This is a genomic window from Rhizobium freirei PRF 81, assembly GCF_000359745.1.
Lineage (GTDB): Bacteria > Pseudomonadota > Alphaproteobacteria > Rhizobiales > Rhizobiaceae > Rhizobium > Rhizobium freirei.
In genome coordinates, this window is the sequence record NZ_AQHN01000088.1 from 144,366 (window position 1) to 161,169 (window position 16,804).

Consider the following 16,804-nt stretch of genomic DNA (forward strand, 5'->3'; position numbering starts at 1 on the left):
CCGCTGCTCCCATCAATTGTAGCGATTGAAATACGCATTTATGCGATATTTATCCGTTCCATCATCTGACGGAAGGCGCGCTCGGCGCGGCCGAGGATCGCGTCTTCATCGTGATGCACGAGCCGTCGGGAGCGCATGAGGATCTGGCCGCCGACGATCGTCGTGTCGACATCCGCGCCGTTGGCGAAGCGGGCGAGCCGCTGGATCGGATTGGCCGGCGGCCAGAGATGCGGCTGACGCATGTTGACGAGGATGATGTCGGCGCGCTTGCCGACCTCGAGCGACCCGATTTCCTGGTCCATCGAGAGAGCACGCGCTCCTTCGATCGTCGCCATTTCCAGAAGCTGCATCGGCGGCAGAACGCTGTCATCCTGGAAATGCCGCGCGTGATAGCGATGTGCCTGGAACATATTGCGGAACATATCGAAGGGCCGGTCCGGCGCGGCGGCATCCGTGCCGAGCGATACGGTCACGCCGGCGGCCATCAACTCGGGCGCCGGGCAGCGGCCGAACACCGACATCAGGGCGCTTGGATTGTGCGCCACCTTGGCGCCGGTGCGTTTCAAGACAGCAATGTCCTCGTCTGTCAGCTCGATGCAATGCGCCAGCAGCGAGCGATGGTCGAACAGGTCAAGCCGTGCGGCATTCGCAGCAATCGAGCCTTCCCGGTGACCGTCCTGGATAATCGGCACATCCTTCTCGCGCGCAAGCTCCAGGGCCTGACGCGACAGGTCGTATACAGCGCCGTCTTCCAGCTCTCGCCTGTTGAATACAGGAAGCGAAAGTGCAACTCGCAAACGATCGTTGCGGCCTGCCCATGCATCGATAAGTTCGGCGCATACGGACAATTGATGTACGGGATCAATGACAGAATCTGTATACGATCCTTTGGTGTGGCTCCGATACACATGCGTGAGGGTCGGCCGGTTCGGCCCGACGGCGAGGACTTCACGTAACCCCATGTCGGCAAGCGCGGCAAGATGCGCCTGTGCGGCTTCCGGGGTTTCGGTCCGCATGATGTCGGGGCCGCCGCCAAACAACAGGGCTGCGGTGGTGGTGCCGCATCTGATGCGCTCGAATGCCGACAGTGCGGCCTCCGCCGCCCAGAATTCGACATCCGTCGCCCGGGCATAAATCTGGCCGGTGATATCCATCCAGCGGTCTGAATCATCGCCTAACCCTTTGGTTAGCATATGTCCGGCATGTGCGTGTGTGTCGACAAGACCAGGCATCACCACCATGCCCGCGGCATCGACGCGCTCCGCCGCTTCGACAGTTTCCGGGTGTCGGTCGCCGACGGAAATAATGCGTCCGTTCTCGATCAGGACATGCCCTCTTTCAAGAATACGGCGATCCGCATCCATGGTCACGACCACGCCGTTCGTGATCAAAAGCGATTTCGTCATCCGGTCTTCCTCCCTCGACGGAATTGCGGGCCTTCCACAGCGAACTGTGAAATCGAACCCTCGCATCTTGAAACTGTGCACATCATATGTATACTAAATATGGAGGAAAATCGTATACGCTAAATTCGTTGCGATGTATACGTGAAACGGGAGGTTCATGTGAACAACTATGTGAAGACCCTTTTGGCAGGGCTTGCCATTATCATACCGCTGACGACGCCGTCGTTCGCAAAGACGCTGCGCTGGTCGTCGGCCGGGGATGTCATCTCGTACGACCCGAACGCTCAGGTCGACAGTTTTACCCAGAGCGTTCACCACATGGTGTTCGATCCGCTGGTACGCCGTAACAAGAACCTGCAGCTCGAGCCCGCGCTTGCCACGTCCTGGGAAATAGTCGAACCGACCCGCTGGCGCTTCAAGCTGCGGCAGGGCGTCAAGTTTCATGAAGGCCAGCCCTTCAACGCCGACGACGTGGTCGCCACCATTCTGCGAGAGATCGATCCGGGCTCGCGCAACCGCGAAAATCTGCCCGCGGTCATCGGCGCCGAAAAGGTCGACGACCATACCGTCGACATCATTCTGCGCGGCCCCTATCCGCTGCTTCTCAATGACCTCGCCGCTGTCTACATGATGAGCAAGCCGTGGATGCAGGCGCATGACGCCTTGAAGCCGGGCAATGCATCAACCGGCGTCACCACCTATGCCAGTAATCATGCCAACGGCACCGGTCCGTTCAAGCTCGTCAGCTATGAACCGGACACGAAATCGGTTTTCGCTGCTAATGAAAACTGGTGGGACAAGCCCCAGCATAATCTGACGGGCGTGGAATATCGGCCGATCGCTTCGAATGCCACGCGCGTCGCAGCCCTTCTCTCCGGCGAGCTGGATATGATCGCCCCCATCCCGCTGCAGGACATCGACCGTGTCAGCAGCACGCAGGGGCTGAAGGTGGTCGAGAATCCGTCGCTGCGCGAAATCTTCCTCGGCCTCAACTTCCGGCCGGAACTCCATGCCATGCCGGGCAAGCCCAACCCGCTTCTGAACGTAAAGGTGCGCCAGGCTCTGTGGCATGCCGTCGATCTGAGCACGATCCAGAAGCGGCTGATGCGCGGCAAGTCCCGCATCTCCGGCATGCTGGTCGCGCCCGAGGTCACCGGTTACGACAAGTCCATCGACGTCCCGCTTTCCTTCGACGTGGCACAGGCAAAGTCGCTGCTGACGGAAGCCGGATACCCGGATGGCTTCAAGGTCAGCCTGAATTGCTCGAACGATCGCTACATCGCCGATGAGCAGATCTGCCTGGCCGTCGCCTCCATGTGGGCCAAGATCGGCGTCAAGGCCGAAGTCGGCGTCGAAAGCAAGACCACCTATTTCCCGCGGATGGATAAGGGCGATTTGGACATCTACATGCTCGGCTGGGCGTCGTTGCCGCCGATGGATGGCTATAGCGTCCTGCAATCCCTCCTCGCCACCAACGACGGCACCTATGGCGGCAGCAATCCGAACGGTCTCTCGGATCCGAAGATCGATGCACTAGCCCGTTCGGCTTCGACCGAGCTCAATGAAGGCAAGCGCATCGAAATGCTGAAGGATGCGTTCAAGATCGCCCACGATCAGGCGTTCTACCTGCCGCTGCACCAGCAGCCGGTTGCCTGGGCGATGAGCGACAAGGTCGATATTCCTCAGTTCGCTGACGAGTATGTACGCCCCTGGTTCGCCCAGATGAAGTGAACCCGTTTTAGCCTCGTCTTGCTATGCGACCCCGGACAAAGGTTCGGGGTCGCCCTAAAGACAAGGCGCAGCAAAGCCGCGCGTTTTTTGGGCCTCAGAGCCTCGTCGCGCAGCTGCAAGGTGTATTCCGATGATCAGGATTCTATCGACAAGGCTGCTGCAGGCCATCCTCGTGATGGTTGCCGTGACGGCCATCGCCTTCATCATGTTTCGATTTGTCGGCGATCCGGTTGCCGCAATGGTGCGGGAAGGCGCAAGCCAGGCCGAGAAGGACGCGCTTCGCGCCACGCTCGGTCTCGACAAACCGCTCGTCATTCAGTTTCTCGATTTTGTCGGCCGCGTGCTGCACGGCAATCTCGGCACCAGTTTCCGCTACCAGCAACCCGTCGCCAATTTGCTGCTCGGCCGGCTCCCGGCAACGCTGGAATTGGTGATCGTCGCCACGATCATGTCGCTGGCGATCGGCATTCCGCTCGGCGTCGTCTGCGCGCTGAAACCCAATGGCGCGCTTTCGCGACTGACCCAGTCGCTGACGCTCGTCGGTATCTCGATGCCCACCTTCGTCACCGGGCTGCTGTTGATCCTGGTCTTCGCCGTCAATCTGCGTTGGCTGCCCTCTTCCGGTCGCGGCGAGGTCGTCGATCTCGGCTTCTGGCAGACCGGCTTTCTCACGGCCTCCGGATTGAAATCGCTCATCCTGCCGTCGATCACGCTAGCCCTCTTCCAATTGACGCTGATCATGCGGCTGGTGCGCTCGGAAATGATCGATGTGCTCTCGTCGGACTACATCCGCTTTGCCTTCGCGCGCGGCCTGCCGCGCTCCTATATCTACGGACGCCTGGCGCTCCGCAACGCGCTGATGCCCGTCGTCACCGTGACGGGTTTGCAGATCGGCCAGCTCATCGCCTTCGCCATCGTCACTGAAACGGTCTTTCAGTGGCCGGGCATGGGCCTGCTCTTCACCAATGCGGTCGGCTTCCCGGATATTCCGGTTCTGTCCGCCTATCTCCTCTTCGTCGGCTTCCTGTTCGTTCTCATCAACACAGTCGTCGACATTCTCTACATCTTCATCGATCCGCGACTGAGGACAAGATAATGGCCAGGCAAGCTCAACTCATACAACGACTCCCCCCGGTTTCTGTCATCGTTGCCACCCTGGTTCTCGCGACGATGCTCGTGCTGGTGATCTTCGCGCCGATGATCGCGCCCATGGATCCGCGTGATGTCTCGTCCTATTCGCTCATGGATGCGGAAATCCCGCCCGCCTTTATGGACGGCGGCGATCCGCGCTTCCTGCTCGGAACCGACAATCAGGGCCGCGACCTCGTCTCGGTCATCCTCTTCGGCCTGCGCATATCCGTGCTGATCGGCATCGGAGCCGTGTTGTTTGCCGCCATGATGGGCGTTCTTCTCGGTCTGGTCGCAGGTTTTTTCGGCGGACGGGTCGATAGCGTCGTGATGCGCATCGCCGATGTGCTGGTCAGTTTCCCAACGATCCTCGTGGCGCTTCTTATCAGCGGCATCGCCAAGGCGCAGCTGGACGCCGACACGGTTCTCGCCTGGGCGCCGGCCATATTGGTCTTTGCGATCGCCATCAACGAGTGGGTGCAATATGCACGTACCGTCCGGGCCTCCTCCATGGTCGAGGTGTCGCGGGACTATGTCCGCGCTGCAAAGGTGATCGGACTGCCGGCGCGCCGCATCATGATCCGGCACATTCTGCCGAACGTGATCAGCGCTGTCATGGTCATCGCCACCATTAACCTGGCCGGCGCCATCCTCACCGAAGCGACGCTGTCGTTCCTCGGCGCCGGCATGCCGCCGACCTATCCCTCGCTCGGCACGCTGATCCGGATCGGCAATGAGTTCCTGTTTTCCGGCCTCTGGTGGATCGCTGTTATGCCGGCCACTGTTCTGGTGATCCTCGTTCTCGCCGTCAATGTGATCGGCGACTATCTCCGCGATCGCTTCAACCCCAAACTGATGGCACGCTGATGATAAACGTACAGACACCTGTCCTCGACATCAGGAATTTGCGGGTCGAGTACCCGCTCGCCAGCGGCGAAACGCTGGTCGCCGTCAACGACATCAACCTGACCATTGCTCCGGGCGAGATCCACGCGCTGGTGGGCGAATCCGGCGCGGGCAAGACCACGGTCGGCAACGCGCTCATGGGCCTGTTGCAGGCGCCCGGCAGGATCGCTGCGGGATCGATCGTGATCGACGGCAAATCCATCGACGTGCGCACTGGCCGCACGGAGGGCATCATCCCCGGCCGCGATGTCGGCGCGATCTTTCAGGACCCCATGACCAGCCTCAATCCGCTGTTCACGGTGGAAAGCCAGTTGTGCGAGGGCATGCTAACGCATCTGAAGATCAATCGGCGTCAGGCCCGTGCCCGCGCGCTAGAACTGATGAAAGCCGTCGGCATTCCGGAACCGGAACGCCGGCTCGGCAGCTATCCGCATCAGCTGTCGGGCGGCCAGCGTCAGCGTGTCGTCATCGCGACGGCGCTTGCCTGCGACCCCAGACTGATCGTCGCCGACGAACCGACGACGGCGCTCGACGTGTCGGTGCAGGCGCAGATCCTCAAGCTCATCCGCGATCTAGCCAATGAGCGCCGGGTCGGCGTTTTGCTCGTGACGCACAATATGGGCGTCGTCGCCGAAATCGCCGACCGCGTGACGATCATGCAGAACGGCTGTGTGGTCGAGAGCGGGCCGACGCGCGAGGTGCTGACCGCACCGAAGGCACCCTACGCCCGCACGCTGATCGCTGCCGTTCCTCCGATCGACGTCAGGCTTAATCGCCTGCCGGTTCCAAGCGAGGAAACCAAGGTCACGCTCGATGCCCGCGAGAGCGTGCGTCGAAAGAGCGTCGAGATCGGCGACGCAGCAACCGAGGACGTCGTGCTGAATGTCCGCGATCTCTGCGTCGAGTACGGCAAACGCTCGCTCCTGGCAGGCCGAAAAGCCTCGGTCTTCAAGGCGGTGAAGGAGGTGTCCTTCGATGTGCGCCGCGGCGAGATCTTCGGCCTTGTCGGCGAATCCGGCTGCGGCAAGACGACCGTTGCGAATACCATCGCCGGCCTAGTGACACAGACGTCGGGCAGCATCGATTTCCAGGGAACGCCGCTCGCGCGCAACCGCGAACAATCCGTTCGCCGATCGATGCAGATGGTATTTCAGGATCCCTATTCCGCGCTCAACCCGCGTTTGCGGATCAACTCGGCCATCGCCGAACCGATTCTCTTCTACAAACTCGCAGCAAATGCGGAGCAGGCCCAACTTGATGCCAGGACACTGCTTGAGGCCGTCGGTCTGCCAGGCGATGCCGGCACACGTTTCTCGCACGCCTTCTCCGGTGGCCAGCGCCAGCGTATCGCGATCGCGAGAGCGCTTGGGCCACGACCGACCATGCTGATATGCGACGAACCGACCTCGGCTCTCGACGTCTCCGTGCAGGCCCAGATCCTCAATCTCCTGAAGGATCTGCGCGACCTTGCCGGGCTGTCGATCCTCTTCATCAGCCATGATCTCGCGGTCATTCGCCAGATGTGCGACCGCGTTGCGGTGATGAAGGCAGGCGAAATCGTCGAGCTTGCCGCCACGGAGACCCTGTTTTCGGCACCACAGCATGCCTACACGCGCGAGCTTCTGCGCCTTGCGCCTTCGCTCGATCGCATCTTCTCCAAGGAACAAGCCGCAGCGAGCGGCTGAGACGAGGAGGTAGATACCTCCTCGTCTCAGCCCCTTTCATGTAGTCGCCAAAGTCACCGACATGCCCCAAAGGTGCCAGCGGCGAACTCACTCACTGCCGCCAGGCGGCAGTGAGTGAGCTTTCGGATATCGATCGCGGGAAAGCCGGAACAACCGCACCAAGAGCCGACCACGGATCAAAAGGTTGCGGCCAAGATAAATATGCCCTTCATGGATGCGTCATTTGATGGCTGTATATCAGAGGAGACTCATGCATCAGCTATCTCGGAGGGGAGAAAATGGGAAGCGTAACGGCCAAGGCATACGAAAGTCCGAGCTGCATTCTCTTGGCCTTTGATTGGCCCGATGGCACCACCCATCCGGATTTTCTCGGCTTTGCGATCCAAAGGGCGCCGGGATACGCAAAGACTGGCGAACCTCAATATCTCTTCAACAAGCTGGACTTCTCGCCCATCGAGCCCGGCGCCAAACCAAAGGGCAGCGATGCCGCTCCAATCCAGAAATTCAACTGGTGGGACGGCGGTCTCAAAAGCGAGGACCAAGGGAAAACCTTCGAGTACACCATCACGCCCGTCCTCGGCACAGGTCCGGACGACCTCGAGCTTCAGACGGCGGCAGCAGCCGCCCTCAAGGTCACGGTCCCGAAACCGCGGCAGGCCGATATCGAAACCTACTTCAATCGCGCCGTGGTCAGCGCCCAAAGCTTCCTGACGATCAAAGGCGGGTTAGGTGCCCAGATGGACTGGCTGGCCAATGGCTTGGAGGAAGCGATTCCGCAGGTCCTGGGCGCCTGCAGCGAATTTGACTGCGCCATCTATCACCTGTCGGATAAGCGATGGATCCTTCCCGCATTCGAAAAATTCAACGGCAAGGGTTCGCTGATTTATTTCTCCAAGGGCGACGATACAAAATCCGATGCCGCGATAGAACTACTCGCAGAGAACCAGTCGATAACGCCGTATAAGCGCGACGCGATCCCGAAGCTGATGCATGACAAGTTCATCGTCGCGCGCAAGGAAGGCGAAACCGACGCCGTTCTGATGGGTTCGACCAACTTCACACCGGAAGCCCAGACGGTGCAGGCCAACCTGCTGCATGTTTTCCATTCGAACGACCTGGCAAAGCTCTATTTGGAGCGCGCAGCACTTCTCGCCGCAAACAAGGGTAAAAGGGAAATCGCCGCCGGTGCCGGATGGAAATCGGTCGACGATGTCGGCGATACGAAAGTTCGGGTTTTCTTCCTGCCGGAGGCGGGTTCCAGCCGCGTTTTTCTGGATACGGTAACCGAATCCGTCAAGGCCGCGACATCATCAGTCCTGTTCTGCATGTTCACGGCCTCGGACGAAGCGCTCATGAACGCCATTTTTGAGAAGGCGGATTCTGCCGATCATATTGCCTATGGCGTGTTGAACTCGATCGACGATCCGGAGAAGCCGACGAAATCCGGTAAGCCGCGCCGGCTCCCGAAGATCGCAGCAACCATCTTCCATCGATCTTCCGAAAAACCGGACACTCTTCCCTACTCCGCGTTCGGTCAAAACGCCCCGCGAGGCTTTCTCCCCGAACTGCGAACGATCAACTGCGACGAGTTCGACGCGTCGAAGACGCCCGGAGAGAGGAGAACGTCGATCCCGCCGATCCACATCCATCATAAATTCATTGTCATCGACGGGGATACAGATAGCCCGATCATTTACACCGGCTCTCCAAACTTCAGCGCGGCCTCGGAGAGTTCCAACGACGAGAATGTTCTGGAGCTGCGAGACAACGTCCCTCTTGCTCGGATCTATGTCGCGGAGTTCATTCGGCTCTACAATCACTACCGGGCGCGCGCGATCTGGAAGAGGAACCACGAGACCCCAGGCAAGGCACCACCTGCAGAAGCCGATCCGCTCGTCCTCAAAACAAAGCGAGATGACTGGGCAAAAGAAGCCTACACGGCTGGTACAAAGCAGTTTTTGGCGCGCACGCGCGGACTATGAATGGTGAAGCTCGGCAGCATGCTTGGCCGCACCCGAAGGGGCATCAACGCCATCGAGGCCATCCGACAAACAGGATTCGCATGGCGTTTAACGCAGCATAGTGCTCAGCTAATTTTAGCGACCAACGTGTCGGTAGCCGCTTCAGCGCGTCGGCCTTTTTCTGCCCCCGACAGTCCCTTCCCCCCAAGTAGAAGTCGCAGGATGTCTGCGCCAATGAGCCCGTCGATGAACTCCGATAGCATCTTCTTTCTGTCGTTCACCGAGATGTCGGCAAATTCAACTCGATGCGAAAAAAGCGCCTCAAGATTGTTTTTCCAAGCTTCGATGAACCCCTCATAAGCCGCTTCGGCAAGTTTTGGGAAACGTTGGTTCTCGATCATTACGGCTCGCAGCAGTGCAAGCGTTTCCGCATTGGACAATCTTTCCTGGAACAGGTCTGCGACTTGCAGCAACAGTTCCCGGAGCGGCCTTTTTATCAAGGCGGACTCGGGACCAACGTCGACCTTATGCTCGCAGGCAGCCGATATCACGGCTTCAAACAAATCGTCCTTGCTGTCGGCATGGCGATAAAGCGTCATGATGGAGACGTTCGCGCCTGCGGCGATCGATTCCATCGATGCACCCTCATAGCCGACATTCAGGAAACATTCCTTCGCGGCTCTCAGGATCGAAGCGCGCTTTTGCGCCATCAATCTGGCCTTGGGATGGTTTTCCGCCCATGTCTTCATCGCTATTGACTTCCCCACCATATGATAATAGAGCCTATCGTATCACAAACGATAATGGAGCCACCATTATCATGATACGTACCCGTCTGTCTCTCTTGGATTATCCCCTGCCTGGCGGGCGTCGCCGGGCACGAAGGCAGGCCATGGAAACATCCGTTGAAAACACAGGAGACGTCGACATGAGCATACACCAGATTTCCCCCTCGCCCCCCTCCCGCGGCCTCAATATCGGTCTGTGGGCGGCGCAGACCCTGATCTTCGTCTCGTTCGCGGTCTTCGGCTTCATGAAGATGTTCATGCCCGTGGACACACTAGCCGCCATGTGGGTCTGGCCCGGCCAGCTTCCGACCTGGTTCCTGCGCCTAATGGGATTGGTCGATGCGGCAGGCGGCGCCGGCGTCTTTCTGCCGGCCGTCACCCGGATCAAACCAGGCCTTACCGTTCTCGCGGCTCTCGGATGCGTCGTGCTTCAGATTTCGGCGATCGTCTTCCACATATCGCGAGGGGAAGCCATGGTGACGCCTCTCAATTTTGTGCTCCTGGCGCTATCGGCATTCATCCTTTGGGGCAGAGGAAAGAAGGCGCCGATCTTCCCGCGCGCCTGAACGTCTTCGCAGGGCTTAGGCGAACAATTGAGAACTCAGGCGTTCGCCAAGGCTCCTTTGCTTCTCCCGCAGACTGTGCCGCCAGGTCAGTCAGGAAACGGAAACGAACCTCGATGGATATCAATTATGTTTCGCGTTTCGTCGACGCGACGATGAGGCGGGTTGCACGCTTGCCTGTTGTCGCGATCTCGACGGTCGCGACAATCGCCGCGGCAATCGTCTATGTGTCCGGTGGTAATGTCACCACGGCGAGTGCACAAGCGCGGCTCCCAGAACACCATGTGGTCATCCTTATCGATTCGGACGACCAGAAAGTCATGGGGCATGCGATCAGCTATTCACTGAACATCACTCGCTCCTTCGCCCTGAAAAACGAAAGCGTCAAAATCGAGGTCGTGGCCAACGGTCCCGGCATTGCCGTGTTCCGTGCCGACCGCTCACCATTGCGACAGCCGCTTGCAATGCTGCGCCAGACTATTCCCGACATCGTTTTCAGCATGTGCGAGTCCTCCAAGAAGATTGCCGAAGCGAAAGAAGGTCATCCCATCGTTCTGATCGACGGCGCGAGGCTCGTGCCCCTCGGTATCGGCAGGGTGGTCGATCTTGAGGAAAGCGGCTGGACCTACATCCATGGCTGAAAGCTCATCTCCGGAAATGAGTCGGCGCAAGCTTCTTTCCTCCTTGACGGCGCTATCATTCATGGCCGCAATGGATAGGCCGGCGCTTGCCGAAGTGCACGATTACCCGCCGGTGTTCGCGACGGCGCGACATCAGTTTACCTTGATCGAACCGAGCGTTCAGATGCCGGCGGTCACGCTGCCGAACCTAAAGGGACGGCCCGCTCGGCTTGGCGCGACGCCGGGCAGGATAACGTTGATTAATTTCTGGGCAACGTGGTGTCAGGCATGTCAATGGGACCTGCCCTTGCTGGAACGCTTCCACGATGTCATGGGAAAGGAAGTCAAGGTGGCTGCGGTTTCGACCGATGCGCCAGGGCAAGCAAACGCAGTTCGGGACTATCTCGACCGGCTCTCCATCCGATCGCTGCCGGTTTTTCTCGACGACACCGGGCAACTTGGAAATAGTACGCCAGGGACGAAAGCACCCTTCCCATTGTCGAGGGGAATGCCGGCAACTTACCTCGTCACGCCGTCGGGCCGTATCGCGGGATATATTCTGGGCGTTGCCGATTGGCTCTCCGCGGACGCCCGGAGCTTGCTTCGATATTACGCGAACGCTTGATTGCCGGAGAGGAGCCGACGCGGGGGCGGCGAAGCACAAGCCTGGGCGACGATCCTACACGCGCGCTACGACAAGCGATTTCGAAACAGCCATGCAGCCAGCGGCAGAGTGACTGCCGCCACGGCCAGTAGAGGTATGAAGTTGAACGCGACATCTCCCAATGTCGCCCCTTCCAGATAAACACGGCGCACGAGATCGATGCCGAACCGCAAGGGATTGGCGTAGGTGACGACCTGAAGGATCGCCGGCATGTTGCGCACGGGTGTCAATAGCCCTGACAGCAGCATCAGCGGCATCACCAGCATGAAGGTGTAAAGCATCGCCTGTTGCATGGTGAGCGAGACCGCCGAAATCGACAGGCCGATGCCGACGGACGCCACCGTGAAGGAAAGGAGCCCGAGATAAAGCAGCCAAACCGATCCATTCATCGGGATCTGGAACCAGAACAGGATAATCAGGAAGATGATCGTCGATTGCAGGAGACCGACGAAGATCGAGGGAAGCGCCTTGCCGATCAGTATCTGCAATGGGGTGAGCGGCGTGACCAGCAATTGGTCGAACGTACCCTGCTCGCGCTCGCGCGCGACCGAGAGTGCCGCGAGCATGAGCGTCTGCATCATGCTGAGCGAGGCGATCAGCGCCGGCATTATATTCCAGCGGGATTCGAGGTTAGGATTGAACCAGGAGCGTCTAACGATCGTCATGGAAGACGTGTTGCCGAGCGTTTCGTTGTAGGACGCGACGATCGAGGAGACATAAGCTGTCGCGGCCCCCGCGGTGGAGGAGTTGCGCCCGTCGAGAATGACCTGTAACGGCGCCTGCTGGTTGGCGGCAAGACGCGCCTCAAAATCCGAGGGAATGCTGATGACGAGCAGCGCCCTGCCCTTGTCGATCATTCCGGCGATCTGATCGGACGAGCTCAAGGTCGCGACCCGCTCGAACACTCCGGTTCCATCAAGCCGCGCCAGCAGTTCGGTGGCGGCGGCCCCGCGGCTCTGATCAAGAACCGCATAGGGAACATGCGTCAGATCGTAGGTCGCGCCGTAACCGAAGAGCAGGGCCTGCAAGAAGGCGGGCGCAAAGAGCAGTGCGCGGCTCGACGGGTCCTTGAGAAGGGCCAAAAGCTCCTTGCGGAACAACGCGAATGTTCTGACGAGATAGACGATCACCGGGTTCATGGCGTCAGTCCAGCTTCTTCTTGAGCGATCGCCGCGACAGAACGATCAGGACAATGGCGTAGAGCGCGAGAATGGCGCAATCGCGCAGGATATCGGGCCAATAGTCGCCGGCCATGAACAGCGTCTTGATCAAACCCATAAAGTGCGTCGCGGGCATGAGCTGGCTGATGACCTGGATGACCACCGGCACGTTGCGCAGGTCGAAGACGAAGCCCGACAGCATCATGGCCGGCATGAAGCTGGTGAGAAGTGCCAACTGGCTTGCGGCGAACTGGTTGCGCGTCGCCGCCGATATAAACAGCCCGAGGCTGAGGGAGACCATCAGGTAGAGAAAGGAGGAGATGATGATGACCAGCAGCGAGCCGCGCATCGGCACCTGGAACAGGTATTTAGCCGCGAGCAGGCACGTGATCAGGTCGATGGCGCCGATGACGGTGTAGGGGGCGAGCTTGGCCAGAACCAGCTCAAGCGGCCTGACGGGCGTGACGAAGAGCGATTCCAATGTGCCGCGCTCCCATTCGCGGGCGACGAGCAACGAGGTGAGAAAGGCACCGATCAGCGTCATCACCAGCACGATCAGGCCGGGAACGAGATACCAGGTACTTTCACCCGCTTCGTTGAACCACATGCGCTGCACGATCGTGACGCTGGCGGCTGGCGCAGGCTTGTTACCGGCCCGGTCGGTTTGCAGCTGGCTCGGGAGAGCAAGAGCACCGCCGATGTAACCTTCCATTGTCGAGGCTGTATTGGAATCGACACCATTGAGCAGCAGCTGCAACTGCGCATCGCCCGTCGCCAGCCGGCGCGAGAAATCGACCGGCACGCGCAGGATGGCGTCGGTCTCGCCCGCGCGTATCATCTGCTCGGCCTCGGCCATCGAGGTGGCCCAGCTCGGAGCCAGATAGGGAGAGCCATGGAGGCCCGCAATAATATTGCGGGCTGTCGGCGATCTGTCCTCCAGCACCACCGTCACACGCGCGTCCTTCACATCGAAAGACAGCCCGTATCCGAACAGCAGGATCAAAACCGCCGGCAGCAGCAAGCCGACGATGAGATTGCTGCGATCGCGCAGCATCTGCCGGGTTTCCTTGCGTGTCAGCGCGACAAGACGTTTGATGAAGCCGGATTCGCTCATGCGGCCTTACCCTTCTTCTCACGGCCCGCACGGCCCCCTTCGACAATGGCGATGAAAGCGCTATTCATGTCCGCGGCGGCATCGCCCGCCTGTTCGCGCACCTCGCGCGGCGTGCCAAGCGCCAGCATCTCGCCGGCATCCTGAATGGCGATCCGGTCGCAATATTCAGCTTCTTCCATGAAGTGCGTGGTGATGATGATCGTCACGCCACTTTTGGCAAGCGATGTGATCGTGCGCCAGAAAGCCCGACGGGCGAGCGGATCGATGCCGCTGGTGGGCTCGTCCAGGAAGAGGATGTCGGGCTCGTGCAGAAGTCCGGTCGCCATGGCTAGGCGCTGCTTATAGCCGGCAGGCAGGATGCCGCTCTGCGCGCCGGGATCGAGGCCGAACTGCTCGATCGATGCGGAAACGCGGCTGCGCAACGCTTTGCCGCTGAGACCATAAGCGCCGCCGAAGAATTCCAGATTTTCGCGCACGGTCAGATTGCCGTAGAGCGCGAACTTCTGGGAGACATAGCCGATGCGCCCGCGTGCGGCGGCGCGCGCATTGCGCAGGTTGAGGCCGGCGACCTCAAGATGACCGCTGGTCGCCGGCAGCAAACCGCAGAGCATGCGAAAGGTTGTCGTCTTCCCCGCGCCATTGGGACCGAGCAGCCCAAAAATCTCACCCTTCGCAACGTCGAAGGACGTGCTGGCGACCGCGGTGAAATCACCGAATTTGCGCACGAGATCGCGCACCACAATCACCGGCTCGCCGCCATTCTTCGGCACATCGTGAGGGGATGCCTTATGGCCCCCGGATGGTAACGTTCCCGCTTCTGCTCGACCTTCTTCTTCCCGCAGCAGCATCATGAACGCATCTTCCAGCTCTTCCGCGCGAGGCTCCATCGGAGCGTCATGGAGCAATTCCTCCAGGCGTGCCTGATCACAGTCCGGCTGGCGGATGAAACACACGTCGCCGCCCTTCGGCACGGCATCGATGATGAGACCCGGCGCATCGATCAGCCGGGCCTGAAGTTCGCGCGCCGGCACGCCCTCGGGCGGTGTCGCGGTGAAAGTCAGATCTTCCGCCCGCTTCTTCAATTCGCCGGGAGCGCCATCCGCGAGCAGCTTTCCCTTGTTCATCACAAAGACCTGCGCGCAGCGCTCTGCCTCGTCCATATAGGCGGTGCTGACGATGACGCTGAGCTGTTCCTGATCTATGAGCTGTTGCACGATCTTCCAGAGGTCGCGACGCGATAGCGGATCGACGCCGACGCTCGGCTCGTCGAGCAGCAGCAGGTCGGGAGAGCGCACTAGCGTGCAGGCAAGCCCGAGCTTCTGCTTCATGCCTCCCGAGAGCTTGCCGGACGGACGGTCTGTAAAGCGGGCCATATCCGTCATTTCCAGCAAGCGGGCGAAGCGCTCGCGCCGTTCGTCCTGCGGAACGCCGTGCAGGTCGGCATAAAGATCCAGGTTCTCCTGGACGCTGAGATCCTCGTAAAGCCCGAAGCGCTGCGGCATATAGCTGATGCGGTCCTGAACCGATTGAGGGTCGGCGGCAACATCAATGCCGAGCATATGCAAGGAGCCTGAATCAGGCTTCAGCAGTCCGGCCATCATGCGCATGAGCGTGGTCTTGCCGGCGCCGTCCGGTCCGACGAGCGCCGTCAGTTCGCCGGCTCGGACCGATAGCGAAATCCCGTCGACAGCGGCAATCTCGCCGCCGTCTGGACCTTCGAAGGTTTTGCGCAGGTTCTCGATCGCGACGGTGAGGCTCTGATCGCTCATCGGGCTGCCTCGATGGGCGTCGCCCCAGTCGATATGCGCACCGTCGCCGGCTGGCCGAGACGCAGAACGTTGTCGGCGTCGGTAACAATGATACGAACCTCATAGACGAGATTGGTGCGCAACTCCGCTGTCTGCACCGATTTCGGCGTGAACTCCGCCACCGACGAAATATATCCGACCTTGCCGCTGACTGGGTGATCCGTATGACTGTCGGTGGAAACCTGTGCTTCCATCCCCGGTCTGATCTTTCCGAGGTCCGTTTCGCTCACATAGACACGCACCCATTTGGGCTCGGTCAGCGCCAGCGAGAACACCGCCGACGCAGAGGTGACCATATCGCCCGGTTCGTGCAGGCGAGAGCGCACGACAGCATCGACGGGGGCGCGAAGCTGGCCTTGATCGATCTGGTGTTTCAAAAGTGCGAGATTGGCTTCCGATGCCTTCACCTGGGCTTCGGCGCCGGCGATGTCCTCGACTTGAGAGCCTGCCAGGGCCAGGTTCAGCGCCGCCTGCAATTCTGCGACCTTCGCTTTGGCCGTCTGTGCGTCCGCCCTCGCCTGATCGACGCTCTGCTCACTGATCGCGCCACCTCGAGCATCGTAGAGCCGGTTGGCGCGTTCGAAATCCTGATCCGCCCGGACGGAGGACGCCTGCGCCGACGCAAGCTGCGCCCTCGCCTGATCGATTTCCTCGGGTCGGGTGCCGTTGCGCAGCTTGAGCAGGGCCTGCCGCTGGACCTCGACATTGGCCTCCTGCTGCTCGGCCTGCAACTCCAACGTCCTGGTATCAAGGCGGCCGACGATCTGTCCGGCTGCCACGTGGTCGCCTTCCTCGGCCCGCAACTCCGAGATCCTGCCGCTATTATCGAAAGCGAGTGAGATCTGGCGAATGTCCACATTCCCGAAAAGCGTCAGCTCATCGGAGTTGTCGGCACTGCGATGGCTCCACCAATACCAGCCGGTGGCGGCGATGGCCGCGATCAGCAGGATGGTGATGACGATTTTCTTCATGACAAGCTTCCGGGGGAATGCGGCATGCGCTCGATGCAAAACTAAATTTAAATTGAATTTAGATTCATAAACGATTAATGTCGAGTCCTGTTTACGAGGAACCAGTTTTGACACTTAATTTTCGGCCGATGGTTGAGACCCCTCTTGGTCAAATCGAAGCAACGCTTGCCGCGCGCTCGCATCGACGGAGAAGCCTTTGCCAGTGCAATTTCTGGCCGAGGTCTCACAGCCTTAGCAGCCTTCTGTCGGCGCCATTCAGCGGCGCGGCGTAGATCAACGCCGGGACGCAATGAAGGGAG

Annotated in this window: 14 protein-coding genes; 8 read left to right on the plus strand and 6 right to left on the minus strand. The window is 60.0% G+C overall.

The features are described from left to right. Nucleotides 1-38: 38 nt before the first annotated feature. Nucleotides 39-1,406, minus strand: coding sequence for an amidohydrolase family protein (locus RHSP_RS27665; RefSeq protein ID WP_004126616.1), 1,368 nt, complete (start codon nt 1,404-1,406; stop codon nt 39-41). Between the two features lie 159 nt (nt 1,407-1,565). On the opposite strand from RHSP_RS27665, the gene RHSP_RS27670 reads away from it, so the two are divergent. The 5 genes from RHSP_RS27670 (at nt 1,566) to RHSP_RS27690 (ending at nt 8,838) form a co-directional block, all read left to right on the plus strand. Next, on the plus strand, nt 1,566-3,137 hold the full coding sequence (locus RHSP_RS27670) for an ABC transporter substrate-binding protein (RefSeq protein WP_004126619.1): 1,572 nt from the start codon (nt 1,566-1,568) through the stop codon (nt 3,135-3,137). A 130-nt stretch (nt 3,138-3,267) separates the two neighbouring features. Continuing rightward, the gene (locus RHSP_RS27675) at nt 3,268-4,233 is read left to right on the plus strand and encodes an ABC transporter permease (RefSeq protein ID WP_004126623.1); all 966 of its coding nucleotides are present in this window, start codon (nt 3,268-3,270) and stop codon (nt 4,231-4,233) included. After that, a complete protein-coding gene (locus RHSP_RS27680; RefSeq protein ID WP_004126626.1) occupies nt 4,233-5,132 on the plus strand; it encodes an ABC transporter permease in 900 nt (299 codons plus the stop codon). The genes RHSP_RS27675 and RHSP_RS27680 overlap by 1 nt, the downstream gene beginning before the upstream one ends. After that, a complete protein-coding gene (locus RHSP_RS27685; RefSeq protein ID WP_004126629.1) occupies nt 5,132-6,856 on the plus strand; it encodes a dipeptide ABC transporter ATP-binding protein in 1,725 nt (574 codons plus the stop codon). Before RHSP_RS27680 ends, RHSP_RS27685 begins: the two co-directional genes overlap by 1 nt. 278 nt (nt 6,857-7,134) lie before the next feature. Then, a complete protein-coding gene (locus tag RHSP_RS27690) occupies nt 7,135-8,838 on the plus strand; it encodes a phospholipase D-like domain-containing protein (protein ID WP_004126632.1) in 1,704 nt (567 codons plus the stop codon). Between the two features lie 104 nt (nt 8,839-8,942). On the opposite strand, the gene RHSP_RS27695 is transcribed toward RHSP_RS27690, so the two are convergent. Next, a complete protein-coding gene (locus RHSP_RS27695) occupies nt 8,943-9,566 on the minus strand; it encodes a TetR/AcrR family transcriptional regulator (protein ID WP_037154865.1) in 624 nt (207 codons plus the stop codon). Between the two features lie 179 nt (nt 9,567-9,745). On the opposite strand from RHSP_RS27695, the gene RHSP_RS27700 reads away from it, so the two are divergent. From RHSP_RS27700 to RHSP_RS27710, 3 genes are all read left to right on the plus strand, one after another. Then, nucleotides 9,746-10,171, plus strand: coding sequence for a DoxX family protein (locus RHSP_RS27700; RefSeq protein WP_037154869.1), 426 nt, complete (start codon nt 9,746-9,748; stop codon nt 10,169-10,171). Nucleotides 10,172-10,284: 113 nt separating this feature from the next. After that, nucleotides 10,285-10,809: a DsrE family protein gene (locus tag RHSP_RS27705; RefSeq protein ID WP_240535533.1), complete on the plus strand. Its 525-nt coding sequence runs from the start codon at nt 10,285-10,287 to the stop codon at nt 10,807-10,809. 61 nt (nt 10,810-10,870) lie between these two features. Next, nucleotides 10,871-11,413: a TlpA family protein disulfide reductase gene (locus RHSP_RS27710; protein ID WP_004126641.1), complete on the plus strand. Its 543-nt coding sequence runs from the start codon at nt 10,871-10,873 to the stop codon at nt 11,411-11,413. 65 nt (nt 11,414-11,478) lie between these two features. Here RHSP_RS27710 and RHSP_RS27715 read toward each other — a convergent pair whose 3' ends face one another. From RHSP_RS27715 to RHSP_RS27730, 4 genes are read right to left on the minus strand one after another with little or no spacing between them, the layout of a single operon-like run. Next, nucleotides 11,479-12,591 carry an ABC transporter permease gene (locus RHSP_RS27715; protein ID WP_004126644.1) on the minus strand — a complete coding sequence of 371 codons (1,113 nt, stop codon included), beginning with the start codon at nt 12,589-12,591 and terminating at the stop codon, nt 11,479-11,481. 4 nt (nt 12,592-12,595) lie between these two features. Further along, complete coding sequence (locus tag RHSP_RS27720) at nt 12,596-13,726, minus strand: ABC transporter permease (RefSeq protein ID WP_004126646.1); 1,131 nt, start codon at nt 13,724-13,726, stop codon at nt 12,596-12,598. Further along, complete coding sequence (locus RHSP_RS27725; protein WP_004126648.1) at nt 13,723-15,495, minus strand: ATP-binding cassette domain-containing protein; 1,773 nt, start codon at nt 15,493-15,495, stop codon at nt 13,723-13,725. The genes RHSP_RS27720 and RHSP_RS27725 overlap by 4 nt, the downstream gene beginning before the upstream one ends. Beyond that, entirely contained in the window at nt 15,492-16,619 is a 1,128-nt protein-coding gene (locus RHSP_RS27730) for an HlyD family secretion protein (protein ID WP_004126650.1), read from the minus strand. Before RHSP_RS27730 ends, RHSP_RS27725 begins: the two co-directional genes overlap by 4 nt. Between the last annotated feature and the right edge of the window lie 185 nt (nt 16,620-16,804).